Source organism: Streptomyces sp. NPDC127119 (assembly GCF_042677425.1).
Classification (GTDB): Bacteria; Actinomycetota; Actinomycetes; order Streptomycetales; family Streptomycetaceae; genus Streptomyces.
Window position 1 is genome coordinate 25,498 of sequence record NZ_JBHXTO010000059.1, and the last position, 25,328, is coordinate 50,825.

Annotated in this window: 21 protein-coding genes and 1 pseudogene; 9 read left to right on the forward strand and 13 right to left on the reverse strand. The window is 71.6% G+C overall.

Features of this window, described 5'->3' with window-relative positions:
• Positions 1-13: 13 nt before the first annotated feature.
• Complete coding sequence (locus tag ACFVH5_RS23945; RefSeq protein ID WP_385835715.1) at positions 14-1,351, reverse strand: gluconate:H+ symporter; 1,338 nt, start codon at positions 1,349-1,351, stop codon at positions 14-16.
• A 60-nt stretch (positions 1,352-1,411) separates the two neighbouring features.
• Positions 1,412-2,413: a 5-dehydro-4-deoxyglucarate dehydratase gene (locus ACFVH5_RS23950; RefSeq protein WP_385835716.1), complete on the reverse strand. Its 1,002-nt coding sequence runs from the start codon at positions 2,411-2,413 to the stop codon at positions 1,412-1,414.
• A gap of 111 nt (positions 2,414-2,524) precedes the next feature.
• Between ACFVH5_RS23950 and ACFVH5_RS23955 the strand changes: the two genes are divergently transcribed.
• On the forward strand, positions 2,525-3,358 hold the full coding sequence (locus tag ACFVH5_RS23955; protein WP_385835717.1) for an IclR family transcriptional regulator: 834 nt from the start codon (positions 2,525-2,527) through the stop codon (positions 3,356-3,358).
• An 82-nt stretch (positions 3,359-3,440) separates the two neighbouring features.
• Here the strand turns inward: ACFVH5_RS23955 and ACFVH5_RS23960 are convergent, their stop codons facing one another.
• Together ACFVH5_RS23960 and ACFVH5_RS23965 are read right to left on the reverse strand one after the other, a co-directional pair.
• A complete protein-coding gene (locus tag ACFVH5_RS23960; protein WP_385835718.1) occupies positions 3,441-5,942 on the reverse strand; it encodes an FtsX-like permease family protein in 2,502 nt (833 codons plus the stop codon).
• Positions 5,936-6,724 (reverse strand): ABC transporter ATP-binding protein, encoded by a 789-nt coding sequence (locus ACFVH5_RS23965; RefSeq protein ID WP_385835719.1) that lies wholly within the window; start codon positions 6,722-6,724, stop codon positions 5,936-5,938. Before ACFVH5_RS23965 ends, ACFVH5_RS23960 begins: the two co-directional genes overlap by 7 nt.
• A 208-nt stretch (positions 6,725-6,932) precedes the next feature.
• On the opposite strand from ACFVH5_RS23965, the gene ACFVH5_RS23970 reads away from it, so the two are divergent.
• Both ACFVH5_RS23970 and ACFVH5_RS23975 read left to right on the forward strand, forming a co-directional pair.
• Complete coding sequence (locus tag ACFVH5_RS23970) at positions 6,933-8,210, forward strand: sensor histidine kinase (RefSeq protein ID WP_385835745.1); 1,278 nt, start codon at positions 6,933-6,935, stop codon at positions 8,208-8,210.
• A complete protein-coding gene (locus ACFVH5_RS23975; RefSeq protein WP_385835720.1) occupies positions 8,210-8,842 on the forward strand; it encodes a response regulator in 633 nt (210 codons plus the stop codon). Before ACFVH5_RS23970 ends, ACFVH5_RS23975 begins: the two co-directional genes overlap by 1 nt.
• Here the strand turns inward: ACFVH5_RS23975 and ACFVH5_RS23980 are convergent.
• Genes ACFVH5_RS23980 through ACFVH5_RS24000 form a run of 5 tightly spaced genes read right to left on the reverse strand, consistent with a single transcriptional unit; the run spans position 8,766 to position 14,923 of the window.
• Positions 8,766-10,340, reverse strand: a complete 1,575-nt coding sequence (locus ACFVH5_RS23980; RefSeq protein WP_385835721.1) for an MATE family efflux transporter — start codon at positions 10,338-10,340, stop codon at positions 8,766-8,768. The genes ACFVH5_RS23975 and ACFVH5_RS23980 overlap by 77 nt on opposite strands.
• Positions 10,334-11,374 carry a cysteine synthase family protein gene (locus tag ACFVH5_RS23985; protein ID WP_385835722.1) on the reverse strand — a complete coding sequence of 347 codons (1,041 nt, stop codon included), beginning with the start codon at positions 11,372-11,374 and terminating at the stop codon, positions 10,334-10,336. Before ACFVH5_RS23985 ends, ACFVH5_RS23980 begins: the two co-directional genes overlap by 7 nt.
• Positions 11,375-11,430: 56 nt before the next feature.
• Positions 11,431-12,858 carry a Y4yA family PLP-dependent enzyme gene (locus ACFVH5_RS23990; protein WP_385835724.1) on the reverse strand — a complete coding sequence of 476 codons (1,428 nt, stop codon included), beginning with the start codon at positions 12,856-12,858 and terminating at the stop codon, positions 11,431-11,433.
• Positions 12,849-13,901 carry an ornithine cyclodeaminase family protein gene (locus ACFVH5_RS23995; RefSeq protein WP_385835726.1) on the reverse strand — a complete coding sequence of 351 codons (1,053 nt, stop codon included), beginning with the start codon at positions 13,899-13,901 and terminating at the stop codon, positions 12,849-12,851. Before ACFVH5_RS23995 ends, ACFVH5_RS23990 begins: the two co-directional genes overlap by 10 nt.
• A 29-nt stretch (positions 13,902-13,930) precedes the next feature.
• Positions 13,931-14,923 (reverse strand): TauD/TfdA family dioxygenase, encoded by a 993-nt coding sequence (locus ACFVH5_RS24000; RefSeq protein ID WP_385835727.1) that lies wholly within the window; start codon positions 14,921-14,923, stop codon positions 13,931-13,933.
• A gap of 284 nt (positions 14,924-15,207) precedes the next feature.
• Here ACFVH5_RS24000 and ACFVH5_RS24005 point away from each other — a divergent pair, with 284 nt between their 5' ends.
• The 4 genes from ACFVH5_RS24005 to ACFVH5_RS24020 are packed head-to-tail and all read left to right on the forward strand — an operon-like array spanning position 15,208 to position 20,411.
• Positions 15,208-16,761, forward strand: a complete 1,554-nt coding sequence (locus ACFVH5_RS24005) for an ABC transporter substrate-binding protein (protein WP_385835729.1) — start codon at positions 15,208-15,210, stop codon at positions 16,759-16,761.
• Complete coding sequence (locus ACFVH5_RS24010) at positions 16,746-17,771, forward strand: ABC transporter permease (protein WP_385835730.1); 1,026 nt, start codon at positions 16,746-16,748, stop codon at positions 17,769-17,771. Before ACFVH5_RS24005 ends, ACFVH5_RS24010 begins: the two co-directional genes overlap by 16 nt.
• 58 nt (positions 17,772-17,829) lie before the next feature.
• The gene (locus ACFVH5_RS24015) at positions 17,830-18,693 is read left to right on the forward strand and encodes an ABC transporter permease (protein ID WP_385835732.1); all 864 of its coding nucleotides are present in this window, start codon (positions 17,830-17,832) and stop codon (positions 18,691-18,693) included.
• The gene (locus tag ACFVH5_RS24020; protein WP_385835733.1) at positions 18,690-20,411 is read left to right on the forward strand and encodes an ABC transporter ATP-binding protein; all 1,722 of its coding nucleotides are present in this window, start codon (positions 18,690-18,692) and stop codon (positions 20,409-20,411) included. Before ACFVH5_RS24015 ends, ACFVH5_RS24020 begins: the two co-directional genes overlap by 4 nt.
• A gap of 22 nt (positions 20,412-20,433) precedes the next feature.
• On the opposite strand, the gene ACFVH5_RS24025 is transcribed toward ACFVH5_RS24020, so the two are convergent.
• Entirely contained in the window at positions 20,434-21,369 is a 936-nt protein-coding gene (locus tag ACFVH5_RS24025; RefSeq protein ID WP_385835735.1) for a M48 family metalloprotease, read from the reverse strand.
• A gap of 374 nt (positions 21,370-21,743) precedes the next feature.
• Between ACFVH5_RS24025 and ACFVH5_RS24030 the strand changes: the two genes are divergently transcribed.
• Together ACFVH5_RS24030 and ACFVH5_RS24035 are read left to right on the forward strand one after the other, a co-directional pair.
• The gene (locus tag ACFVH5_RS24030; protein ID WP_385835737.1) at positions 21,744-22,409 is read left to right on the forward strand and encodes a LuxR C-terminal-related transcriptional regulator; all 666 of its coding nucleotides are present in this window, start codon (positions 21,744-21,746) and stop codon (positions 22,407-22,409) included.
• 297 nt (positions 22,410-22,706) lie between these two features.
• Entirely contained in the window at positions 22,707-23,078 is a 372-nt protein-coding gene (locus ACFVH5_RS24035) for a BlaI/MecI/CopY family transcriptional regulator (RefSeq protein ID WP_385835739.1), read from the forward strand.
• Positions 23,079-23,161: 83 nt separating this feature from the next.
• On the opposite strand, the gene ACFVH5_RS24040 is transcribed toward ACFVH5_RS24035, so the two are convergent.
• The 3 genes and pseudogenes from ACFVH5_RS24040 to ACFVH5_RS24050 all read right to left on the reverse strand — a co-directional run.
• On the reverse strand, positions 23,162-23,878 hold the full coding sequence (locus ACFVH5_RS24040; RefSeq protein WP_385835741.1) for a hypothetical protein: 717 nt from the start codon (positions 23,876-23,878) through the stop codon (positions 23,162-23,164).
• 167 nt (positions 23,879-24,045) lie between these two features.
• Positions 24,046-25,035, reverse strand: a complete 990-nt coding sequence (locus ACFVH5_RS24045; RefSeq protein WP_385835743.1) for an ABC transporter permease — start codon at positions 25,033-25,035, stop codon at positions 24,046-24,048.
• Positions 25,036-25,110: 75 nt separating this feature from the next.
• Positions 25,111-25,328 (reverse strand): annotated as a pseudogene (locus tag ACFVH5_RS24050) (iron transporter); the annotation flags it as partial.

Here is a 25,328-nt window from a genome sequence, read left to right on the forward strand (position 1 = left end):
TCTTGGGGGGAACTCACAGGCTGAGGACGTCCAGGGCCCACTCCATCGCGAGGACCCCGCCCAGGCCGAGGACCGCGAGGACCGTCGTATAGGTGGTGCGCACCTTGATCGCCTCGATGACCGAGAGGTTGAAGTACTCCTTGAAGAGCCAGAATCCCGGGTCGTTGACGTGGGAGAAGGCGATCGAGCCGCAGGACACGGCGAGCACCATGATCTCGGGGTGGATGCCGCTGCCCGCGAGGAGCGGCAGCACCACCCCGGAGGCGGTGACGACGGCGACGGTCGCCGAGCCGAGCGCGACGCGGAGGATGACCGCGATGAGCCACGCCAGGACGATCGGCGAGATGGACCAGCTGTCGGTGGCGTCCTTGATGTAGTCGGAGATGCCGCCTTCGACGAGGACGTTCTTGAACGCGCCGCCCGCGCCGATGACGAGGAGGATCATCGCCATCGACTGGGCGGCGGAGGTGCAGGACGTGTTGACGTCCGCGAGGCTGCGGCCGATGCGCGGTCCGAACGCCCAGATCGCCAGGAGCAGGGTCAGCATGAGCGCGATCGGCGCCGAGCCGATGAAGGCGACGAAGTGCAGGACGGGCCCGTCCCCCGCGACCGTCATGTCGATGACCGCGGCACCCGCGATGAGGACGACGGGGAAGAGCGCGACGGACAGCGACCAGCCGAGGCCCGGCATCTCGCCGTCCTCGAACGCGCGGTCGCTGACCAGGCCCTTGGGGATGGAGGGGTCCATGGCCCGGATGAACGGCAGCCGCGGCCACAGCAGCGCGATGAACGCGCCCACCGGGACGGCGATGAACAGGCCGTAGAACAGGGTGTGTCCGACGGAGGCGTGGAAGGTCGCGGCCACGGCGGTGGGGCCGGGGTGCGGCGGCAGGAAGCTGTGCATCGTGGACAGGGCGATCGACATCGGCAGGCCGACCCACAGCAGCTTCGCCCCGGTGACCCTGACCAGCGTGAACGCGATCGGCACGATGATGATGAACGCGACCTCGTAGAACATGGTCACGCCGATGAGCATGGACGTGACCACCATGGCGACCTGGACCCAGCGCGGCCCGAACGCGTCGAGCAGCCGGCCGGCTATCCGCTGGGCTGCGCCGGAGTCCCCCATCACCCGGCCGACCATGGCGCCGAGCCCGATGGTGAGCATCGTGTCGCCGATCTGGCCGCCGATGCCGTCCGCGAGGACGTCGGGGATGTCGGCCACCGGAATGCCCTGGACCAGGGCGACGCCCACCGCCACGAGCAGCAGCGCGGCGAAGCCGTTGAGTTTCATCCGGGTCATCAGGAACAGCAGCACCAGGACGCTGATCCCGACTACGAGCAGAGGCATGCAGTTCCCCTTTGAACTGGCCGTGTGTCAAGCGGTGGATCGGGCGGAACGTGGGGCGGATCAGGCGGTGGTGCGTCGGAGCGGCGCTCCGACGAGGGCGAGGCCGGTGTCGAGGATCGCCTCCAGTTCGGCGAGGTCGGCGGCGCCGGGATCGGTGAGCGGGGCCCGTACGAGCCCGACCGGGAGGCCGCGCAGCCGGGCGGCGGCCTTGACGAGGGACACGGCGTACCCCGGCACGCGGTCGCGCAGTTCGACGAGCGGGATGTAGAAGTCGCGCAGGAGCTTGGTGAGCGTGGCCTCGTCGTTCCCGCGCAGGGCGGTGAAGAAGGCGCTCGCGATCTCGGGGGCGAAGGCGTGGACGGCCGAGGAGTAGGCGGGGACGCCCACGGTGGCGTACGCGCGGGCCTGGATCTCGGCGGTGGAGGCGCCGTTGAAGAAGAGGAAGCCGTCGGGGGCGGCGAGGGTGAGCCGTTGCAGCCGGTCGAGGTCGCTGTGTCCGTCCTTGAGGCCGATGACGGTGGGGATCTCCGCGATGCGCCGCAAACTGTCGGCGGTGAAGGCGACCTGCCCGCGCTGGTACGCGATCAGCGGCAGCCGGGTGCCGGCGGCGATCCGGCGCAGCTGCCCGACCAGGCCGTCCTGCGGGGCGCCGACCAGGTAGTGGGGCATCACGAGCAGGGCGTCGGCGCCGGCCTCCTCGGCGATCCGGGCGAAACGCAGGGCCTGCGCCCAGCCGTAGCCGATGCCGGCGACCACGGGCAGGCGGCCGTCGGCGATCTCGACCGTGGCCTCGACGACCGCGCGGTACTCGTCCTCGTCCAGCGAGAAGAACTCGCCGGTCCCGCAGGCGGGGAAGACGGCACCGGGGGCGGCGGCACCGGGCCCGGGGGCCAGCTGGGCGGTCAGGTAGGCCCGGTAGGACTCCAGGTCGAGCCCGCCGCTGCCGTCACCGTCATCCTCACCGTCGTCGCGGAAGCTGGTGAGAGGAAAGGACAGCACTCCGCCCGCCATGCCGTCGCGCAGCCGCTGCACCACGCTCCCGATCTCCGCGCTGTACCTCATCTCCGACCTCTCATCTCTATATGCAGATGGCGTACATGTATGAGAACGGAGGTTAGGTCGGTGAACCGGGCACGGTCAATGGGTGCGGCAGCGCGGATTTACGATGAGGCCATGCCGGAGAGCAGCGGGGGCCGCGGGGCACGGGGAGCGCAGGAACCACGGGGAGCGCGGGGCGTACGCGGGGTGAAGTCGGCGACCCGGACGGTCGCGCTGCTCGAACTGCTCGCCGCACGCGGTGACCGCCCCGCCCGCCTGGACGAACTGGCCGAGGAGCTGGACGTACCGCGCAGCAGCATGTACCAGCTGCTCCAGACCCTCATCGACTGCGGCTGGGTGCGCTCCGACACGACCGGGTCCCTCTACGGCATCGGCATCCGCGCCCTGTTCACGGGCACGAGCTATCTCGACAGCGACCCGCACGTCCGCCTGGTGCGCCCCTATCTCGACCAGGCCTCGGACGCGCTCGGCGAGACGATCCACCTGGCCCGGCTCGACGGCCCGGACGTCGTCTATCTCGCGACCCGCGAGTCCCACGAGTACCTGCGGACCATCAGCAGGGTCGGCCGCCGTATCCCGGCCCACGCGGGCGCGCTCGGCAAGGCCCTGCTCGCCGAACGCCCCGACACCGAACTCCCGCTCCCCGAGGGCCCGTTGCCCGCCCTCACCGAGAACACGCACACCACCAGGGCCACCCTGCTCACCGACCTCGCGGGAGTCCGCGCCCGCGGCCACTCCATCGACCGCGAGGAGACGGTGCCCGGCATCGCGGGCTTCGGCTTCGCCCTGCGGTACGACTCCCCGGCCACGGACGCCATCAGCTGCTCGGTGCCGGTGGCCCGCCTCAGCGAGTCCCACGAGGCCCGGGTGATCGCGGTCATGAGGGAGACCCGCACGAAGATCGAGAGTGCGCTCCCGTCGGCTTCGGGGGCGCCGGACTGGCGGTGACGGGTCCGGCCCACCCCGCCTCCTGCTCCACCGCCCACTCCCCCGGCCGATCCACCCCCTACTCCCTCGGCCGATCCACCGCCTACTCCACCGCCCCGCGGCGCATGACGAGGGCGGCGGCCACCACGGACGAGACCACGGCGAGCACCGCGCAGGCGCCCGCGGTCGCCCCGAGCGCCGCCCACGGCAGCTCGACCGACGTCCGCACGGAGAGCAGCCGCAGCGCGCTCCACATGCCCAGCAGATTGAACCCGGCGACGAGCAGCCCCAGTACCCCGCCGAGCACGACCACCATCAGCGCCTCGGCACCCACCAGCCGCAGCACCTGCCACCGGGTGGCCCCGGCCAGCCGCAGCACGGCCAGGTCGCGGAGCCGGTCGGAGGCCGCCATGACCATGGTGTTGACCAGCGAGATGCCGGTGTACAGCAGGGCGATGCCGAGGACCAGGACGAAGCCCGTGCGGGTCGTCCGGTCGGTCTGCGGGTACGTCGCCCGCACCCACTGCCCGGCGGTGAACACGTCCCCGCCGGACTCCCTTACGGCGTCCCGCAGTTCGGTGGCGACGGAGGCCGCGGCGGTCGCGTCCCCGGCGCCCGTGAGGCGTACGTCGACCCGGTCGGCGTACGCCTTCGGAGCGTTGCGCGGGGTGACGTACACGCCGTTGTCGCCGGTGCCGACCGGCATGACCGCGGCGATCCTCAGGGACTTGCGCGTGCCGTCGCCGAGCCAGACGTCCACGCGCCGTCCCACGGTGTGCCGTTCCCACTCCTCGTTGACGATGATCGAGCCGTCGTCCAGGTCGCCCGCGCTCCCGGCGGCGAGCGGCAGCCGGACGGTGCGGGTGAGCGGGCCGGGTTCGGCGGCGCGGGCCTCGGACCCGATGAGCGCCGCACCGTCCTCCAGTACGTACACGGCGCTCGACGACGTCACGGAGACCTCGGTTCCCGGCACGTCCCGCAGCCTCCGCAACGTGCCCTCGTCGAAGCCCGCCCCGCGCGGCGCGGTGACCACGAAGTCGGCGGTGGTCCGTTCCCGGACCTCGGCCGCCCTCGCCGCGTGGAGGGTGGCGACGGCACCCAGCAGCGAGCCCGTCAGCGCGACCATGACCAGCACGGGCGCCGCGACGGCGGCCGTACGCCGGACGCCCGCGGCGGCGTTCTCCCGCACCAGCATCCCCGTGGCGCCGGGCAGCCGGGCCGGCGCCCAGGCGATCAGCCGGGCCATCGGGCGCACCAGCACCGGTGCGAGCAGCGCCACCGCGGTGATCAGCAGCATGGGCCGGCTGATGTAGGTCTTGCGGTGCAGCAGCTCGCCGGGGTCGCCCACCAGGGCCAGGACCGGCATGACCACGGCGGTCAGCAGCAGGCCGCCGCCGAACAGCCGGCGGCCCCACGTCATCGTCCCGGTGTCGACGGCCGCCTCGCGCAGCGCCTCGACGGGGCCGGTGCGCCCCGCACGCCAGGACGCGGCCACCGCTCCGGACAGCGCCACGAGCAGGCCCGTCCAGAAGGCCGTCCAGTACGGCCAGGTGTGGTCGCCGAGGGTGAACCAGCGGGGCGCGAGGTTTTCGTCGACCGCCCACGCGGCGAGCCGCGGCGCCCCGTACGAGCCGAGCAGGCACCCGGCCGCCGAGGCGAGCACACCGATGAGGAGTGCCTCGAGGACGACCATGCGGCGGAGCTGTCCCGGGGTCGCCCCGGCCGTGCGCAGCAGCCCGAACTCCCGGCGGCGCCGGGCCACCGCGAACGCGAAGGTCGACGCCACCACGAACACCGACACGAACCCGGTGACACCGGCCGCCGTGCCGAACATGGCGTTCATCGCGGTGAGCGCCTCCCTGTCCCGGTCGGGATCGGCGTCGGCGTACCGGCGGGCGTCACCGGTGAGGACCTGGACGCCGTCGCCCGCGCGCACGGTCTCGCGTACGGCCTCACGCACGGCCGCCGCGTCCGCGTCGACGACCAGCTGGACGCTGCGGGGCGCCAGCCGGGCGGCGGCGGTGTCGGTGTGGAAGACGGCGTTCTCGAAACCGGGTCCGGGCGCGGGGCCCGCGTCCCGTTCGGCGCCAACCGCTTTCACGACGCCGACGACTCGTACGGTGCCGTCGTCGGTCCGTATCCGTGTGCCGGGGCGGGCCCGGTCGCCGCTGACGGCGACCTCGTCCGCGGCCTTCGGCGCGCGTCCCGCGACCAGCTCGTACGGGGCGAACGCGGCGGTGGACCAGGGGTGACCGACCAGATCGGCGGGACCGGCCCCGCCCCGGACCCGTACGGGGAACGACCGGTCCTCGACGACGGTCCCCAGGGTTCGCAGCCTGGCGACCAGCTTCTCGGGGACGGCGCGCGGCTGGGCGAGTTTGCGGGTGCGGACCCCGTTCGGGGTGGTCACCCGCAGTGTGTCCATGCCCTTGACGACGACGGGCGCCGCGGCGAACCGTTCGGGCCCGCGGTCGGGCGCGTCCGCCGACGACGCGAGGACCAGTCCCATGACGGCGATCAGCGCCACGCCCGAGGAGAGGGCGACGAAGCTGCCGACGAAGGTGACCCAGCGGGTGCGCAGCGTACAGAGGGTGGTGCTCAACACGGCGCGGTCTCCAGCTCGGTCACCCGCGCGGCGATGTCCTCGGCACCGGCGCCGGTCACCTCGCCGTTGACGCGGCCGTCGACGAGGACGACCACGCGGTCGGCGTACGAGGCGGCGACCGGGTCGTGGGTGACCATGACGACCGTACGGCCCTCGCCGTCGACCATGCCGCGCAGCAGGCCGAGCACTTCACGGCCGGTCCGCGAGTCGAGCGCGCCGGTGGGTTCGTCGGCGAACAGCACCTCGGGGCGCGTGATCAGGGCGCGGGCCAGGGCGACGCGCTGCTGCTGGCCGCCGGACATCTCGGTCGGCCGGTGCCGGGCCCGCCCGCCGAGTCCGACCTGTTCCAGCACCTCGCGGACCCGGGCCTTCGGAGGGCGGCGGCCGGCCAGCCGGAGGGGCAGGGCCACGTTCTGCTCGGCGGTCAGGGAGGACATGAGGTTGAACGCCTGGAACACGAAGCCGATGCGTTCGCGGCGCAGGAGCGTCAGCCCGGTCTCGCTCAGCCCGGTCAGTTCGGTCCCGCCGACGACGACCGAGCCGGAGGTGGGCCGGTCGAGACCCGCGGCGCACTGCAGCAGGGTCGACTTGCCCGAGCCGGACGGCCCCATCACGGCGGTGAACGTCCCCTTCGAGAAGCCGAGCGACACCTGGTCGAGAGCGGTGACGGCCGTACCGCCGGAGCCGTGACGCCGGGTCACGGACCGCAGTCGGATCGCGTGGTCGGAGGCGTGGTCGGTCCCGTCGTCTCGGGTCAGGTCGTCGGTCACGTCGTGGGTCATGCGTCCCCGCTCAGGTCGGTGTCGGTGCTGTCCGCCGGCGGTTCCAGGGTCGGTCGGCGCACCCTCGTGGCGCGCTACGGCAGGGACGAGACCTGGGGTAGGGCCAGGCCTACCCCCGATCCACGCCCTGGCCCGATGGCGCCGGACGATCCCGCGCTCGTACGGTCCTACGGTGATCCCCATGCACCCCCGGAACGTGTGGCAGGCCATGTCCCGCCCGGGCTTCCTGCTGTCGGCCTGGCCCTGGCGCGCTGCCGCGTACCTGCTCACGGGCGCGGTCACCGGCGTTGTCGCCCTGGCGGCGATCGTGGCGGTGACCGCGGTCTGCGGCGCGCTCGCTCTCCTCGTGGTGGGCCTTCCCCTGCTCGTCGTGGTCGCTCTCAGCGGGCTTCCCGTGGCGAGGGCGGAACGGCGCAGACTGCGCCTGACCGACGACGATCCGGCGTCCGGCCGGCACCGGGAACCGACCGCGCCGGGCCTGCGGGCCTGGCTGACGACCAGGCTGCGCGAGCGGGCGACCTGGCGGGAACTCGGGTACGCGCTGCTGTTCGCCGTGCTGTTGTGGCCGGTCGACGCCCTGGCCGTCACGGTCGCCCTGCTCGTCCCGCTGTCCATGGCCGCCACGCCCCTGCTGATGGCCACGGCCGGCGGCGGCGAGGAGACGAAGGTGCTCAAGCTGTGGACGGTGACCACGTGGCCGACCGCGTTCGGCGTCACCGTACTGGGCCTGCTCCTCATGGCCCTGTGCTGCTACGTGCTCGGTGTCGCGGCCGGCGCCCGCGCCGAGCTGGCCCGGCTGCTGATCGCCTCCCGCGAGGACGAACTGGACGCCAGAGTCGTCGAACTGGCCGGCTCCCGCGTGCGGTTGGTGGACGCCTTCGAGGCGGAGCGCCGCCGGATCGAGCGCGATCTGCACGACGGCGCCCAACAACGCCTGGTGGCCCTGAGCATGACCCTCGGCCTGGCCCGGCTGGACGCACCGCCGGGCCCCCTCGCCGACCAGCTCGCCAGGGCCCACGAGCAGGCGGCCCAAGCCCTCGCGGAGCTGCGCGAACTGATCCACGGCATCCACCCCAAGGTCCTCGCGGACTACGGCCTGCGGGCCGCGGTCGCCGACGCCGCGGACCGCTCGGCGGTCCCCGTGGACGTCGACCTCGAACTGCCGGGCCGGCTGCCCGGCCCGGTGGAGTCCGCGGCGTACTTCGTGGTCTGCGAGGCGCTGGCCAACGTCGCCCGGCACAGCGGGGCCGACCGCGCGCGGGTCAGCGGCGGCCACCGCGACGGCCGCCTGATCCTCCAGGTGTGCGACGACGGGCGGGGCGGCGCGGACGCCTCGGCCGGCACCGGGCTCACCGGCCTCGCGGACCGGATGTCGGTACTCGATGGCAGACTCGCCCTGTCCAGTCCGCCGGGCGGCCCGACGCTGTTGCTTGTGGAGGTTCCTTGCGAGGTGGTCCCGGCCGAGGCGGCCGAACGCTCCGGGTAGTGCTGGCCGAGGACAGCGTGCTGCTGCGGGAAGGACTCATCGGCCTGCTGGCCCGCTTCGGTCACGAGGTGGTGGCGGCCGTCGGGGACGCGCCGGCCCTGCTCACGGCGGTCGAGGAGCACGCGCCCGACATCGTGGTGACGGACGTACGCATGCCGCCCGGCTTCCAGGACGAGGGCCTGCACGCGGCGGTACGGCTGCGCGAGGGGCGCCCCACGCTGCCGGTCCTGGTCCTCAGCCAGTACGTACAGCGGACGTACGCCTCCGAACTCCTGGACTCCGGCGACGGATCCGGCGTCGGCTACCTGCTGAAGGACCGCGTCGGCCAGGTCGAGGAGTTCGTCGACGCCCTGCACGAGGTCGCGAACGGCGGCACGGTACTCGACCCCGAGGTGGTCCGCCGCCTGCTGCGCCACCGCCGCGACCCCCTGCAACGCCTCACCCCGCGCGAGCGTGAGGTACTGGCACTGATGGCGGAGGGCAGATCCAACGGCGCGATCGCGAAGGACCTGGTGGTCTCCGAGGCGGCGATCGGCAAACACATCAACGGAATCCTCACGAAGCTGAACCTTCCGCTGGAGGAGGGGACGCATCGGAGGGTGCTGGCGGTGCTGGCGTTTTTACGGGCGTGAGGGGGGTGGGGGGTTCTCTGTGCGGGTGACGGGCCGGGTGTGCGCTGGTGAGGGCGGTGCTGTAGCGGCGCAGCAGAAGGACGGCGGTGGCGGCGAGGCCGGTCAGCAGGCCCAGCCAGATGCCGAGCGTGTCGAGGTGGAGCGGAAAGGCGAGGAGCCAGGCGGCGGGCAGGCCGACGGCCCAGTAGCCGATCAGGGTGATCCGGAAGCCGCTCCTGGTGTCGTCGAGTCCGCGCAGGAGTCCGACTCCGATGTTCTGGGCGCAGTCGAAGAACTGCAGGAAGGCGGTGACGATCAGGAGGTGGGTGGCGAGGGTGAGGGCCTGCCCGGAGCCGGTGTCCAGGAACGGTGCCAGGACGAGCCGCGGCGCCGTGAGGTACAGGGCGCCGACGCAGGTCGTCACGGCGCCTGCGCAGGCGAGCGCGGTGTTCTTGATGCGTCGCGCGCCCTCGTGGTTGCCGAGGGCGAGTTCCCGGCTGACGTTGATGGACGCCGCGTGGGACAGACCGACGGCGACCTGGAAGACGATGTAGACGAGCTGGTTGACGGCGGTGTGCGCGGCCAGTGCGTCGGGTCCGAAGGAGCCCGCCATGAGGGCGGTGACGGAGAAGAATCCGGCCTCGGAGCCGTAGGTGGCGGCGATCGGCACGCCGAGACCGAGGATCCGCCTGAGCACGGCCGGGTCGGTGCGGGTGACGTCGAGGCCGAGCAGCGGGGCCAGTTCGGCGTCCCGCTTCGCCGCGAGGTACAGGGCGGCGAAGGACAGCAGATGGACGCTCGACGTGGCGATTCCGACGCCGGTCAGTCCCAGGCGGGGAAGACCGAAGGTGCCGTGGATGAGGATCCAGTTCAGGCCCGCGTTCACGCCGATGGACACGAGGGTGATCCGCAGCAGGGCCTGCGGGCGTCGCATGCCGACGGTGAACTGGCGTACGGCCTGGAACCACAGGCAGGGCAGCAGGCCGGGGGCCAGTGCGGAGAGCATCTTCCGGGTGAGGCCGACAATCTCGGGGTCCTGGCCGAGCAGCGGCAGCGCCTGCCCGATGAGGATCATCAGAAGGGCGCCGGTGATTCCGGCGAGGGTGGCGACGGCCAGACTCGCGCGCACGACGGCCCGTACCTCGTCGTGCGCCGACACCTGGGCGCCGCCCCTGCCGTCCCGGCCACCCTTGCCGTCCCGGCCGCCTCTGCCGCCCTCGTTGCCCTGGTAGCCCTTTCCTTCTGTTCCGTGCTTGTCCGCCCCGCCGGCCGCCTGTTCGGCGCGGGCCGCGGCGGCCGCGACCTGGTTGCCGACCGAGGTGACGAGGCCGACGCCCATCGTGCGGATCTGGTTGAAGATCACGAAGGCCAGGCCGCCGGCCGCGAGTTCGGTGGTGCCGAGCAGTCCCAGCATCACCGTGTCGGTGGTCGTGAGGGCGACCTGGGCGAGCTGGGTGAGGACGAGCGGGACGGCGAGCACGCCGAGGGCCCGGCTGTCGCGGAGGAGGGTGGTCAGCATGTGGTCCACCGGTTCCTGCGGAGTTTGGTGAGGAGTTCGCCGATCTCCCGCTCGGTGGCGGGGCTCAGCAGGTCGCGTTCGCTCATCCAGTCGTCGTTGAAGACGGTGTCCAGGTACTTCTCCCCGCCGTCGTTGATCAGGGCGACCATGGTGGTGCCCGGCGGCAGAGAGGGAAGGCGGGTCAGGGCTGCGTGGACGACGCCGCCGGCCGAGCCGCCGATCAGCAAGCCGGTACGGGCGACGGCCCGGCAGGTCGCGAACGCCTCGACGTCGCCGACCTTGACTCCTTCGTCGATCAGGTCGAAGTCGACCAGGGCGCCGATCTCGGCTCCTTCGGGGGTGCCGGTGCCGGACTGGTAGTAGTCGTGGGCGGGGCCGCCGAACGCGATCGAGCCCTCGGGTTCCACTCCGATGACGGTGAAGCCGGTTGTCAGCCTGCTCAGTTCCCGGCCGGTGCCGCACAGCGCCCCGCCGGTGCCGACGGCGCCGATCAGTACGTCGATCCTGCCGTCCAGGGCCTCGTTGAGTTCGTGGGCCACGGGGTGGTACCCGACCCCGTTGGCGGGGTTGTTGTGCTGCTCGGTGAAGACGGTGTTGTCCCGGCCGCGTGCCATGTCCTCGGCGAGTTCCTCGCGGGCGGCGGTGGCCAGTTCCTCGGTTCCGTCAGCGACGACGTAAACGAGTTCGGTGCCCAGGGCCCGCATGCCGCGGAGTTTGTCGGGGGCCGCGTGGTGGTCGACCACGGCGGTGAAGGTGTATCCGCGTTCGGCGGCGATCACCGAGAGGCCCAGGCCGGTGTTGCCGGAGGTGGACTCGATGATCCGGCCTCCGGCGCGCAGTTCGCCCGCGGCCTCGGCGGCGTCGACCATGGCGCGCGCCATCCGGATCTTCGCGGTTCCGGTGGGGTTGAACATCTCCAGCTTGAGCAGCAGGCGGCTGCCCGTCTCGGTGGCGGCGAGTTCCAACAGGGGTGTGTGGCCTATGAGTTCGGACAGGCGGGAGACCACGGCGGGGCGCTGAAGGGCTCCGGGCATCGAATGCTCCTGTGAGGGGGACGGCAGGCGGAGGGCCGGTTCGTGCGGTGGTGGTGTCAGGTGAAGTGGCGGTCCAGGCGCCAGCGCGGCCGTGTGCGGTCGGTCCGGTCGATGACGACCTTGGGCGGCAGGGGCAGGTCGTGGAACGGGGACTCGTTGGAGTCCATCTGGTAGCCGGCCGTGTTCGGGTACAGCAGCAGGTCACCGACGCGTGGGCGACGCGGAAAGGCGATCTTGCGCCAGGTGAGCAGGTCCGATTCCAGGCAGGTGGCGGCGCCGACGCTCGCGGGGTACGTCCCGCCGGGCACCTCGGACTCCCCTGATTCCGCCCCCTCCGCCCCCTCCGCCCACTTCTCGGAGTCCTCGAACGACTGCGGGATCAGCCGGGGGTCGGGGAGGTATTCGCTGCCGAACCACTGCTCGGACAGGCTCAGGCTCGTACCGTCGACGGTCAGCAGCCGGTAGCCGTCGCGTTCCTTGACGCCCTGGATCGTGAACACGGTGGCTCCGGCCCGGTCGAGCAGGGCGCGGCCGGGTTCGAGGAGCAGTTCCAGCCCGGCGTCCCTGAGGACACCCGCCAGGGTCGTCCCACTGTTCCCCGGCCGGGTCGCCAGGAGCGCGGTCAGCGCGTCGGCCCCGGCGAGGGGAGAGTGGTAGGGGTAGAAGTCGCCGCTCCGGAAGGTCTTCCCTGCGTGGTAGTCGGCGGGTCGCTGCGCTTCGAGGAACGTGCGCCAGCTGTCGGCGTCCGTGTAACTGACGGGCAGGCCCCCGCCGATGCTGATCCGGTCGGCGGCCAGCCCTTTGGAGCGGGCCGTGCGGCACAGGCCGGCGAGCCGGGCGGCGAGGTCGGCGCGGGGTCCCGTTTCATAGCCGGACAGATGGAAGCTGAAGCCTTCCATCCGCAGCGCGTCCCCCGCTGTCACGCACCGGTCCATCGCCGTGGCCAGTTCGTCCTCGGCCATTCCGAAGCGGCTGTGCGGCTGGAGCGGGGGCAGGACCCGCAGGAGCACCCGGGCCGGGTACGGCTGTCCGGCGAAGGCGCGGGTGATCACGGCGTCCAGTTCGTCGAGCGCGTCGACCGCGACGAGGGCGCCGTGCCGCACGGCCAGCCGCAGCAGGTGCGGGTCCTTCGCGGGCCCGGTCACCATGAGGTGCTCCCCGCGCACGCCGTGGCCGAGTGCTTCGCGCAGCTCTCCCACGGAGGCCACGTCCACTCCGGCGCCCAGTGCCGCGGCGCGTTCGGCGAAGACGGCCGCCTTGTTGGCCTTCTTCGCGAAGTACACGAAGCCCTTGACGCCGGCCGCCGCGAGCGCTCCGCGCAGGGACCGCAGGTTGGTGTCGAAGGCATCCGGCAGCAGGAAGTGGAAAGGGCCGCCGAAGGCGTGGGCGAGTTCGGGCAGGAGCCCGCCGGCCAGCAGCGCCTCGGTGGCGGGGTCGGGCAGTGCCGGAAGGGCCGGGCGGCCGGTGACGGTGGTCACTGCCACAGCGGCACCTCGATGCCCAGGCCCTGGGCGAGGGCCAGTTGGGAGAAGCGGTGGCCGAGTGCGATGTCGGTGACGACGAGACCGCTGTTGTAGGCGAAGATCCGCTCGGTGTCGCCGGTGCGGCCGGCTGCGGCCCCGGCGAGCACGGGCGGGAACTCGGTGTCGACCGCCGGGAGTTCGCCCTCGGCGTCGGCCATGTCGGTGCCGGTGACGTTCATCTGTGCCTCGCTGGTGGCGACGACCCGGTCCGCCCGGTGCAGCGTGGAGGGTGCGAGTCCGTGTCCGACGAGGACGGACAGCGCGCCCGGCTTGAGCCAGTCCGCTTCGACGGCGGCCGGGGTGTGCGAGCCGGCCGTGGCGAGGATGATGTCGGCGTCCGCGGCGGCGTCCCGCAACTCGGTGACGATCTCGACGTCCCGGTCGGGGAAATGGGCGCGCAGCTGCTCGCGGACGGCGGCGATGCCGTCGGAGTGGGTGCCGAACAGCATCAGGCGGTCGAGGTCGGGGCGCGTGGTGAGCAGGAACGGCAGGGCGAGGCGCCCTTGGGTTCCCGTGCCGATGACCAGGGCGGAGCGTGCTCCGGGTGCGGCGCATTCCCGGGCGAGGAGCGCGGAGACGGCCGGGGTGCGCAGTGAGCCGATGCGGGAGCAGTCCATCATCGCCACCGGCAGCCCGGTGATGTCGTCGTAGAGCGTCAGCGCCGTGTAGTAGTGCTGCTGGGTACGGCCCTTGTCCAGTCCGTGCTTGTACGAGGTCTTGATCGCCACGACGTCGCGGGAGCCGTCCCGGCCCAGCATCGCGTAGGAGACGGAGTGCCCGTCCCGCGGTTTGACGGTCAGTTTGCGGGGGTTGTCGGAGAGGCCTTCGTGGAGTGTCCGGTAGGCGCCCTCCACCGTGGCCACCACGTCGGCCAGGGAGATCTCGATCCCGGCGAGGTCACTGGTGGACAGGATCCGCAGGTGGGTGTCGTCGCCGGACACCTGGGTGCCGGCGGGGGCGGCGGGAACGGTGGCGGAGGCGGGAACGGCGGCAGCGTGCGTCATGGGGGATTCCTCCGTTGCGGGACGGGAGTTCAGCTCGCGTGCGCTTCGAGGGCGGCCTGGCCGTAGCCGTGCTCGTCGGCTTCGGCGGGCGGGCGGGTGCGCCTGCCGGGAACGCGGACGGAGGCCCTCTTGAGCCAGCGGTCGGTGCCGTCGTAGCGGGCCTTGAAGGGCACCCGGCCGTGCACGACGAGGTCGTTGTCGACGACCAGGACGTCGCCGGGCTCCAGGCTGACGGCGACGGAGACCCTGGACAGTTCCCCGGCCAGGCGGTCGTAGGCGGCGCGGTGTCGCGCGGACGCGTCGCCGAGTGGGGTGTAGGCGAGGTCGAAGCGCAGGGTGAGCCCGTCCGGAGACCTCCACAGCGTGGGTACGGGCGGTGGCGTTCCGGCGTAAGCCTGCGCCTCGGCGTAGGCGTCGTCGGGGAGGATCGGCAGAGCCGGACGGCTGAGCAACTCCACGTCGTCGGCACCCAGTTCGACCTGCCTGACCGAGGCGGCGGTGGTGGCGACGGCGTCGTGGTTGCGCAGGCAGCCGAGGATCAGCAGGTGGGCACGGCCGGGGTGGAAGGCGTCCTCGGTGTGCGGGCTGAGCAGCACGCTGCTGCTGGCTCCGGTCTGTTCCTCCTCGTGACCGGGCGAGGGAACGATGTTGTGCACGAACCGGCCGTCCTGCTGGCCCTCCCAGGCGATGGGGGTGCCCATCACGGTGGCGAGCAGGAGCAGGGCCACGTCGTGGACGGCCCCGGAGCGGCCCGCCGTCGACCAGTGGTCCGGCGTGGGGCCGATCGTCTCGTCGTCGACGGGGATGCCGCGTACGACGTACAGACCGGCACAGGTGTCCACGGGGCGGCAGACGTGCCGGATCCCGGCGCTCAAAGTGGCCGCGGTGTGCGGCAGTCGACGTACGAGGGCGAGGGACCGGGGGTCCCCGTCGAAGGCTGAGAGGAGTTCTTGTGCCGCTTCGGTCAGTTCGTTTACGGCGTGAGGGTCGAGCTGGCGCACAGGCGTGACTGCCGTCGGCATGGTCAACCATCCGTTCGTGGGGCGCGTGCGGGGGCGCGGGGCGATGGCGGGAAGGAGCCGGACGCGGGCGTACGGAGCGGATCAGCTGCGTGGATCGCACGGGACACATGGGTCGGCGAGGTTGCGATCCGTTGACGCATCCGGTCGGCGGCTCAGGTAAGCCACACCTAAGTTAGGTGGATCCGGCGCGGGAGGCTGTACTCCACTTGGAGTATTGCGACCGGTCGATTTTTTAGGATAGGCAAACCTAAGTAATTAACCCTGCTTGGGAAGCCGAGGAACACGTGGACCTGTCGAGACGTCAACTGCTGTGGGCCGGCGCCGCTCTGACCACGGCATCCGCGCTGACCGCGTGCGGCGGCGGTGACGCCGAGCCGAACGGATCCGCCGACGGCACGTCCGCCAAGCCCCGCAAGGGCGGCACGCTGCGGGTCGGAGCCCTCGGCCGCGCGAGCGCCCTCACCCGTGACCCGCACGGCACCCAGTCCAACGAGAGCGACTACCTGATCCTCAGCCTCGTATACGACGCGCTGACCGTCCCGGGAGCCGGGCCGAACACCGCTGCCCGGCTCGCCGCGAGCTGGGAGCCGTCGGCCGATCTGAAGACCTGGAAGTTCAAGCTCGCCAAGGGCGCGACGTTCCACGACGGTTCTCCCGTGACCGCCGAGGACGTCGTCTTCTCGCTCAAGCGGCTCCGCGCCACCCCCGCCGGCGCCTCCCGGCTGCCCGGCATCCAGGCGAAGAACATCACCGCCGAGGGCACCGACACGGTCGTCCTGGTCTCCGACTACGCCAACGCCGAACTCCCGCTGCTCACCCGCCTGACCACGTTCGTCGTCCCCGACGGCACGAGCGACAAGGACATCGCGAAGGCACCCGGCACCGGACCCTTCAAACTCGACTGGTTCCGCGGCGGCAACGCCCGTCTGGTGCGCAACGACTCCTGGTACGGCGGGACCGTGCACCTGGACGCCATCGAGGTGAAGATCTTCGAGAGCCCGCAGGCCATGGCCAACGCGCTGCTCGCCGGACAGCTCGACCTCGCCTCCAACGCCGGTGCCATCGCGGACCGTACGGCCGGGACGCGCAAGGACGTGCGGACCGTCCGCCGCCCCGACGACATGGCGATGCCGATCGTCATGCGCACCGCAGACGGCCCCTTCGCCGACGTCAGGGTGCGCGAGGCGCTGCGGCTGGCCGTGGACCGCGAGGCCATGGTCAAGCAGGTCCTGTCCGGCTACGGCACGGTCGCCAACGACATCCTCGGCACCGGTGACCCCGCCTACGCCAAGAACATCAGGCAGCGCGCCCGCGATCTCGCGAAGGCCAGGAAGCTGCTGAAGGAGGCGGGGTTCGACACGTCCAGGACGTACGAGCTCATGACCACCGAGGACATCTCGGGGCTCGCCGAATCGGCCACCCTCTTCGCCACCCAGGTGCGCGAGGCCGGTGTGAAGGTCGAGGTCGTCAAGCAGGAGTCCGCGGTGTTCTGGGACAGGACGTGGCTGAAGGGCGACCTGTACACCAGCTACTGGGGCACCAACGACTCGGTGGTCTTCTTCGCCGGCAAGACCATGGTCTCCGACAGCGGGCAGAACGAGGCGGGCTGGAAGGACACCGCCTTCGACACGGCGTACGAGAAGGCCATCGGCACCGCGGACGACACCCGGCGTGTCCAACTGCTGCGGGAGATGCAGCAGATCGAGTACGACCGCTCCGGCTATCTGCTGTGGGGCATGGCCGACGGCGTCGACCTCGCCGCCGCGAAGGTGCGCGGCCTGCCGACGCTGCCCGGTTACGGCCGGGTCCAGCTCGAAACGGCATGGCTGACCAGTTGATCCCGGACATCGGAGAGCCGGCGGGTCCTTCGGCGGTACCTGCCGAAAACCGGTCGGCCCGACCGCCCGTGGCACGGGTCGCGGCCCGTGCCGGCCTCGTCGTGCTCAAGCGTTCCGTGCTCCTCGCGACACTTCTCGCCGTCGTCTTCATCGGCGTCGAGCTGCTGCCCGGGGACGCCGCGAACGCCACCGCCGAGCGCGGTGAGAGCGCCGCGGACGTGGACCGCCGACGGGAGACACTCGGTCTCGACCGGCCCGTCCCGGAACGGTTCTGGGACTGGATGTCCGGACTGCCCGCAGGCGACCTGGGCACCTCCGCACACGGGGAGCACGTCACCGGCCTGCTCACCACCGCGTTCCCCAACACCCTGGTGCTCAGCGGATCGGCACTGCTGCTGACGGCCGTGCTCTCGCTGCTGTTCGCGTCCGGTGCGGCACTGCGGCCCGGCGGACGCCTCGACCGGTTCGTCACCGGTGCGTCGACCGCCGTGTTCGCCGTCCCGGAGTTCGTCGTCGCGGTCGGGCTCGTCCTGGTGCTGTCGCTGTGGACCGGCTGGCTGCCCGCGGTCACCCTCACCGACGGCGACGGCTCACCCGCGTCCTGGACCATGCTCGTCCTGCCCGCACTGGCCCTGACCATTCCGCAGACCGGCTGGAACACGCGCATCGCCCGCGCGGCCCTCGCCGACGAGGCCCGCGCGCCGTACGTCGAAGCCGCGGTCCTCGACGGCCTGTCGCCGCGCCGGGTGGTGCTGTTCCACGTCCTGCCGGGAGCCCTGCCGACCATCGCCACCGGGCTCGCCACCTCGTCCGGAGTGCTCCTCGGCGGAGCGGTCGCCGTGGAAACCATCTTCAACTACCCAGGAATCGGCGCCGTGCTGGCCTCCGCGGTCGCCGACCGCGACACCCCGGTGATCGCCGGGGTGACCGTACTGGCCGGCGCGGCCATCAGCGTCGTACTGCTGATGGCGGACCTGCTCCGCGACCTGCTGACGGTGGGACAGCGATGACCGTACGAAGCCCTGTGGACCCCTTGTCGCCGACCCGCTCCACCGATGGAGGCCGCAGATGAAGCCACCGGCAGGCCGTCGCGGCGTGAACTCTCCCCGAAAACAACGGCGTTCACCCAAGACGGCCGTCCTGCTCCGGGTCCTGCCCGCCGCCGCACTCGTGGTCCTGGCCCTCGCCGGACCGTGGATCACCCCCCACGCGGTGGACGAACCCGTCACCGTTCCCTACGCCGGGGCCGGGGGCCGAGCGCTCCTCGGCGGCGACCAACTCGGCCGCGACGTCCTCAGCAGGGTCCTGGCGGGCGGTCGCGAACTCGTGCTGTCAGCACTGCTGATCGCCGCGGTGGTCACCGCGGTCGCCGCCGTCACCGGCGCGATCGGCGCCCTGCGGCCGGCCGTCGGCCGGATCGTCGAACGCGCCGCGGACGTGCTGATCCTGCTCCCCGCCGTGCTGGGCATCATGCTGGTCGCCCTGTCCTGGCCCGGTGGCGGACGCCTCGCCGTGGCCGTCGCCGCAATCGTCCTGGGACTGCCCTACGCCGTCCGCCTCGTGGCCCATGCCGCAGCACCCGTCGCCGCGTCCGGCTATGTCGAGGCAGCCGCCGTCGCCGGCGAACGCCTCTGGTTCCTCGTGGTGCGCGAAGTACTGCCCAACCTGCGCGCCACCCTGCTCGCCGTGCTGGGCCTGAGATTCGTCGAGGCGGTCTACGTCGTCTCCATGGCGGGCTTCCTGCAGGTCGGCCCCCAACCACCGGCCGCCGACTGGGCGTTGATGATCCGGGAGAACTCGCCGGGAATCCTGCTGAACCCCTGGGCCGTCCTCGCCCCCAGCGTGGCGATCGGCCTGCTGGCCCTGAGCGTCAACCTCGCGGCGGCGGCCCTGGCCCCGCAGACCGGCCGGAAGGCGGTAACCCTGCTGTGAGCCACACCCCCGACCTGCACACGGACACAGTGAGTCACCCCTCCGCGCCGGTGGCCGAGGTGAGCACGCTCGACGTCACCACGCCGGACGGCCACCCTCTCCTCGAGAACGTGTCCCTCACCCTTCACCCGGGCCGCCTCGTCGCCGTCACCGGCCCCTCGGGCGCCGGAAAGACGACACTGCTGCGAGCACTGCTCGGACACCTGCCGCCCGGTACGGCACGCTCCGCCGGCCATGTGCGGGTACTCGGCCACGACATGCTCGAACTGGACGAGCGCGCACGCCGCGAGCTCCGCAGAACCAGGATCGCGTACGTCGGACAGGACCCCGCGTCGGCACTCAACCCCCGGCTGCGCATCCGCACCCTTCTCCGCGAGCTGAACACGGACCGCACACCCGAGGCCGTACGCGATCTGCTGGACGCGGTCCGCCTGCCGGCCGACCACCGGTTCACCTCCCGCCGGCCCGGGGAACTCTCAGGAGGCCAGTTGCGCCGGGTCGCCCTGGCCCGCGCGCTGTCCAAGCGCCCGTCCCTGCTGCTCCTGGACGAACCCACGGCCGGACTCGACCCGGTGCTGCGCGCCGAGATGGCCGAACTGCTGCGCCGCCTGACGCACGAGCACGATCTCGGCGTCGCCTTCTCCTCCCACGACACGGATGTCGTCGAGCGACTCGCCGACGACGTTGTACGGCTGGGCCCGGACGAGGCCATGACCGAAGCCCCGGCGGAGAGGGCCGAGCGCCCCTCCGGCCGCATCGCGACGTCCCGGCGGCCACCAACGGCGTCGGCCACCGGCACGGAGGCCGTCGACGCGCCCCTCCTCGACGTCCACGACCTGAGCGTCGCGTTCGGCCGCCGGAGCACCGGGCGCCCGGTGCTGGACGGCATCCGGCTCACCGTGGCGAAGGGCTCGGCGGCAGCCGTCGTCGGTGCCTCGGGCTCCGGCAAGACGACACTGGCCCGTGCACTCGTCGGTCTCCAGAAGAGCCGGTCCGGCACCGTACGGCTCGACGGCGCAGCCCTGCCCGCCGCCATGGGGCGCCGCAGCCGGGACCAGCGCCGCCGCCTTCAGCTGATCACCCAGAACCCTCTCGGGGCGCTCAACCCCAGCCGAACCGTCGGATCATCGGTGGCCAGGCCCCTGCGGATCCACCGCCGCACTCCCTCCGGGATCACGGGTCGTGCCGTCGAGGAGCTGCTGCGCCAGGTCGGGCTGCCGGCCGCCTTCGCCGACCGGTATCCGCACGAGCTGTCGGGCGGCCAGCGTCAACGGGTCGCGATCGCCAGAGCTCTCGCGGCCGAGCCCGAGATCCTGATCTGCGACGAGATCACGTCCGCGCTCGACCGGAGCACCGGCCACGCGGTCATGGACCTGCTGGACGGGCTGCGGCAGGACCGCTCCATGACCCTCGTCATCATCAGTCATGACGTGCCGCTGGTCCGGGACCGGTCGGAGACGATCACCGTCCTCGCCGACGGACGGGTGGTGGAGTCCGGTCGCACGGCGGACGTGTTCGCGGATCCGCGGCACACGGCCACAGCGGAACTGCTGGACGGCCGTCCGGCATCCGTACCCACGTCAGGCACGAGCGGGCGCCACCGAACCGCCCCGTCCCCGGAGGGTCGCCAGAACCCGGAGGATCGCAAGAAGCCGGAGGATCGCGAGAAGCCGGAGGATCGCGAGAAGCCGGAAGGTCGCGAGAACTTGGAGGCGTGAACATCCCCGGCCCATGGATGTGTCAGCGAGCGACCACGCCCTGCGCCTCGCCCACCTCATGGTGCAGATGCAGCACCGCCGACACGGTCACGCCCACGGAGCCAAGAACGGCGAGAGCCACGAGAAGGGCCAGACACCGCCGCGCCCTGCCGGGCACGGCAGACGGCTTGAGGAGCGTGGTGACGCGTTGCGAGACGGGACCCGTCGCCGCTCCGAGGGTCAGATAGGGGCGCGTGGTGGGACCCGCGTCATGACTGGCCAACGCGGCTCGCGCCACCGCGACAGCGACCAGCTTCCGGTCCCCCACGGCTCGGGCCGCGGCTTCGTCGGCCGCGAGCTCCGCGGCGAGACGGATCTCCTCCCGCACCCTGCGCAGGGCGGGATGACAGTGCGCCGCGGCCTCGGCGGCCGTCAGGAAGTAGTGGTGCCGCTGGGCGTTGTGAGCGCGCTCATGGGCGAACAGGGCTTCCCGCTCCGCAGCCCCCAGGCTGCGCAGCATGCCCGCCGTCACGACGATGCGGTTCTGACGGCCCGGCAGCGCGTACGCGTCGGGCCGCGGCGAATCGACGACGCACAGATCCCCCACCACGGGAAGCCGCGCCACCTGCCGCTGCGCCGCCCGAAGCGTGCGGCTGTGCCGCACCACGGAATGCCCGAACCTCAGCCCGCCGAGAACGAGAGCCAGGCCGGCCAGGACCGCCATCCCGCCGACCACGGGAACGGAGGGCGTGCACAGATGGTGGACGAAGTGGCTGCGCTCCGCGACGGCCGGCACGAGAAACAGGCCGGTCAGGATCAGAGCCCCGAGGCAGACGACACAGGCCGCGGCCGAGAGGAGCGTCGCCGACGTGAGGATCCACAGGGCCGCGGTCGGCCGTACCCACACCAGCACCCGGCTCGTCGCCAGGCACAGCAGGAACGGCAGCACCAGCGGCACGACGAACAGCGGAGTCAGCATCAGGTGTCCTTCAGCACGGCGAGACCGTCGGGCAGGCCGTCTACACGCTCACCCTCAGCTTCGACTACAGTGTCGTAGACCGTTTACAAGACTGTAGACGGACCCATTCCTTCCTTGGAAGGTCGCATCGAAGTGCCCTGCCCCAACAGTCATTTACTGCGGTCCACGGTACATGCGCTCCAAGGCCGCCGGAATCGAAGGGTGGCTATTTCGGCGCGGTCGGGCACGCCTGCGCATATCGGCCATTCCCGCAGCAGAACCGCGCCGGAGTACGGGAGTTGCCGGGAGTAGACCGACGACCCAGGAAGCCACTCCAGTGGGCGCGCCCCGGCGCTTTACTTGAATGTTCAGTGAAGGTGTGGATGATGCTCCGTGTGCTGCTGGTCTACGGCCAGGATTCCGTGCACTCGCGGATCGGACAACTCGTCGCGGACGCGCCGGACATCGAACTGATCGCAGCGGTCGAGGGCGGAATGGACGGCGTCCGCCTGGCCCGGAGTCTGCGACCGGACGTCGTCCTGGTCCACGTCCACTCGGCCGGGATCGACGGCATCGAGGCATCACGCCAGATCACGCACGCTCCCTGGGCGACCGGCATCCGGGTGGTGATGCTGGCGGACGTCATCACCGAGACCTGGGTACTCGGGGCGCTGAATTCGGGAGTCAGCGGATTCCTTGAAGTCGAGAGTGGGACGGAGGCTCTCGTCGAGGCGATAAAGGCGGTCGCTCGTGGTGACGCACACCTTTCGCCGGCCGCGACGCGCTGCGTTCTCGACAGGGTATTTCCACTGACGCACATCAGCGGCAGCGATGAGGCGGAAGAGAGATTCGGTGATCTCACACCGCGGGAACGCGAGATGGTCTCCCTTGCGGCCCTCGGTCTGGACAACAAGCAGATATCGGACCGCCTGATCGTCTCGCATCTCACCGTCAAGACGCATATAAATCGCGCCATGATCAAACTCAATGTCAGAAGTCGGGCCCAACTCGTCGCGGAGGCACACCGAAAGGGTCTCGTCGGCAGGAGAAGTGAGGAGTAGGGGAGCTGTCCGAGTGCCGTCCGGAGGAGTAGGCGAGTTGCCCGCCTGCTGTCCGAGTGCTGTCCGACCGGCGTCGAAGGACCCGCTCAAGTTCCCTCCGCGTACGCGCAGGGCACGTACGCGGCCGCCGTACCGGTTCCTGGGCCTTGCTGTACCCGTCCCTCGGGCCCTGCCGGAGCGGCTCTCCCCTGATAATGGCCGCAGGGACGGATCAGTCCGCGCCCGGTGGCGGAAACGCTTCTGCTGTCCGGTGCTCTGTCTGGTGAAGAGTCTGCCTGGCGAAGAGAGGGAGAAACCATGGCTGGGGGTGACGGTGAGCGTCGGCCTGCGGGAGAGCTGGAGGCCAGCGTCCTCGCCGCATTGTGGGCGGCGGGGAAACCACGGTCGGCCGCCGAGATCAGGTCCGAGATGCCGCAACCACTGGCCCGGACGACAGTCGCCACCCTGCTGATCCGCCTCTACGAAAAGGGCGTCATCGACCGCAAGCCCGTGAAGCGCGGCTTCGTCTACTTCCCCGTCGAGGACGCCCACGGCCTGACGGCTCGCCGCATGCACCGCGAGCTCGACCAGGACGGCGACCGCAGCATGGTGCTGGCCCGCTTCGTCGAGAGGCTCAGTCCGACCGATGAGGCTGAGCTGCGTCGGCTGCTGGAAGAGAACGGGCACTGACCGGAACGGCGACGCACGGACCCGGACGGCGACGCCTCTTCCGTCGTAACCGCCGTTGCCTGTCAAGGACGTTCGCTCCACGGCTACGGAACGCGCCCTCCACCGGGCCGTTCCTCCAGCTCTTCGGGGGCGGGTCCGTCGCTTTGGACGGGCGGGTGTGGGGGCGGGAGTGCGGGGTGGTGGTGGGCGGGTGGTAGCGGGAGTGCGGGGTCGTCGAGGCGCACCAAGCGGTACCCGTACTCATTCGCCGTCCGCCCCGTGACGCCGGACCGGCGGGAGGCTCGCGGAGGATTCCTGTGCTTCCGCGGCCGAGCGTTTCGAGCCGCGTCCAGCAGAGCGCCGAGCGCGGGCGAGGCCCGCACCAGCTGCCGGAGCCGGTACGGCTTGAATCCTGCCGCGCGGGCGGCCGTCGACCAGTCGGCGCCCCGGATGAAAGCGACTGCAGCGACCCGCAGCATGGCGGGAGTGGCTTCGCGGCCGGTCCCGAGCCCGTGGGCGGCGGCCAGTGCGGTGGCCGCTTCCAGGGCGGAGGCGAACGCGGGGTCCTGCTTGAGCCAGTTCTGGAGGACCCGGCCCGGTACGCCCGCCCACACGGCGGCGGCTTCCTGCCCCAGCCCGTTCGCCGTGGCCTGCAGTACGTCGGCCATCTTCGCCAGTGTGTCGTCACGAAGGCTGGACTGTCCGCCCAGGGCATCGCGCAGGTCTCGTTCGACCTGTTCGCGGGCACCGAGCCACGCCACGACCCGGACGGCAGGCGCTGCGGTGTCCGTTTCCGTGACGGGCTTCTTCGCTTCGTACACTGCTCTCCCACTCGGTTGCACCACTGTCTCCGTGCGTGTGCGTGTGCGTGTGCGTGTGCGCGTGCGTGTGCGTGTGCGCGTGCGCGTGCCGCGGTCGCCCCGGCCGGTGGTCTCGTGTGCCGACCCGGCCGGTGGTCCCGTGTGTCGCCATGGCTGGCGGTCTCATGTCAGGAGCCCCGTCGTGTGCGGCGGGCGGTCTTCGCGGTGGGTGCCCGGTTGCGGCGGGCGGTCCTCGCGGGGAGTGTCCGATCGGACGGGTCGGACGGGTCGGACGGGTCGGACGGGTCGGACGGATGGGACGGGTCGGACGGGGTGGTTTCGCGCTGTCGCCGCACGAGGGACCACGAGATCCGCCGTCGGTGCGGAGCGGCTGCCTTCTCGTGGTGGGCCGGGGCAGTGATCCGTGCGCGTGCGATCAGCTCAAGGGTCACGACGACGGCGACGGCCTGAACGGCCATCAGGGCGACGAGGACGAAGAGCTGCACCGCACCCGCGGTGACAGGGTCGGCTCCCCCGAGCAGCATGCCGACGAACGCGCCGGGAAGCGTCACGAGCCCGACCGTCCGCGTCTGGTCGAGCCCGGGCACGAGCGCCTCCGAAGCAGCCGAGCGGGCGATCTCCACGCGGGCATCGCGCTCGACGAAACCCAGGGCGAGAGCAGCCTCGACCTCGCCGTGACGCATCCGCAGCACGGCCAGGCTCTGTCGGCCGGCCAGGACGGTGGCCGTCATCGCGCCGCCGATCAGGATGCCGGTCACCGGGATCATCGCGATCCCGGTGACCTTCACCAGGCCGGTGGACAGCAGCAGTACGACGGCGGGTACCACGCCCGCGGCGATCGGCACGGCCATCCACCACCACGTGCCGTCGGAGGTGATGCGCCGCCCGGCCGTACGCACAGCGACCGCGTACATCAGCAGGAGGAACGCGGGCAGGCCCGTGGGCGAGTGCGCGACCCAGCCGATGGCCACGGAGACCACCCCGAGCTGAACAGCTGCCCGCAGACCGGCGGTCAGTACTTCCCTGGCCCGGCCCGTGCCCTGATCGGGCGCGAGCCGAGCCACGGCGGTCACGGCGACGGCGGCCGCGAGAAGCACAGCCAGGACCCAGGCGAGGGCCGCGTTCACCGGAAGTAACGCGGCCGAGGCTGTGGTCATGGCATCACCGTCGAAGTGTCTGGCGTCTGGCTGCGGTGGAGACCGCTCTGGATGCGAGTCGGTCGCGGGGGAGGACTAGGGCCTGTCGGCAGCCGCCGCTTCCGATGCGTTCTCCGAAGCCTGGCCTGCTGCTTTCCCTGAACGTGGTGCGCTCCGAGAGCGTCCAGGTGAGAGGAAGAAAACCAGCACAGGAATCAAGTAGAGGACCCATACGGCGACTTGGAGGATGGTGGGGTCGGGTTGGAAGTTGAGGATGCCTTTGAGGAGGGTGCCGTACCAGCTGTCCGGGGGGA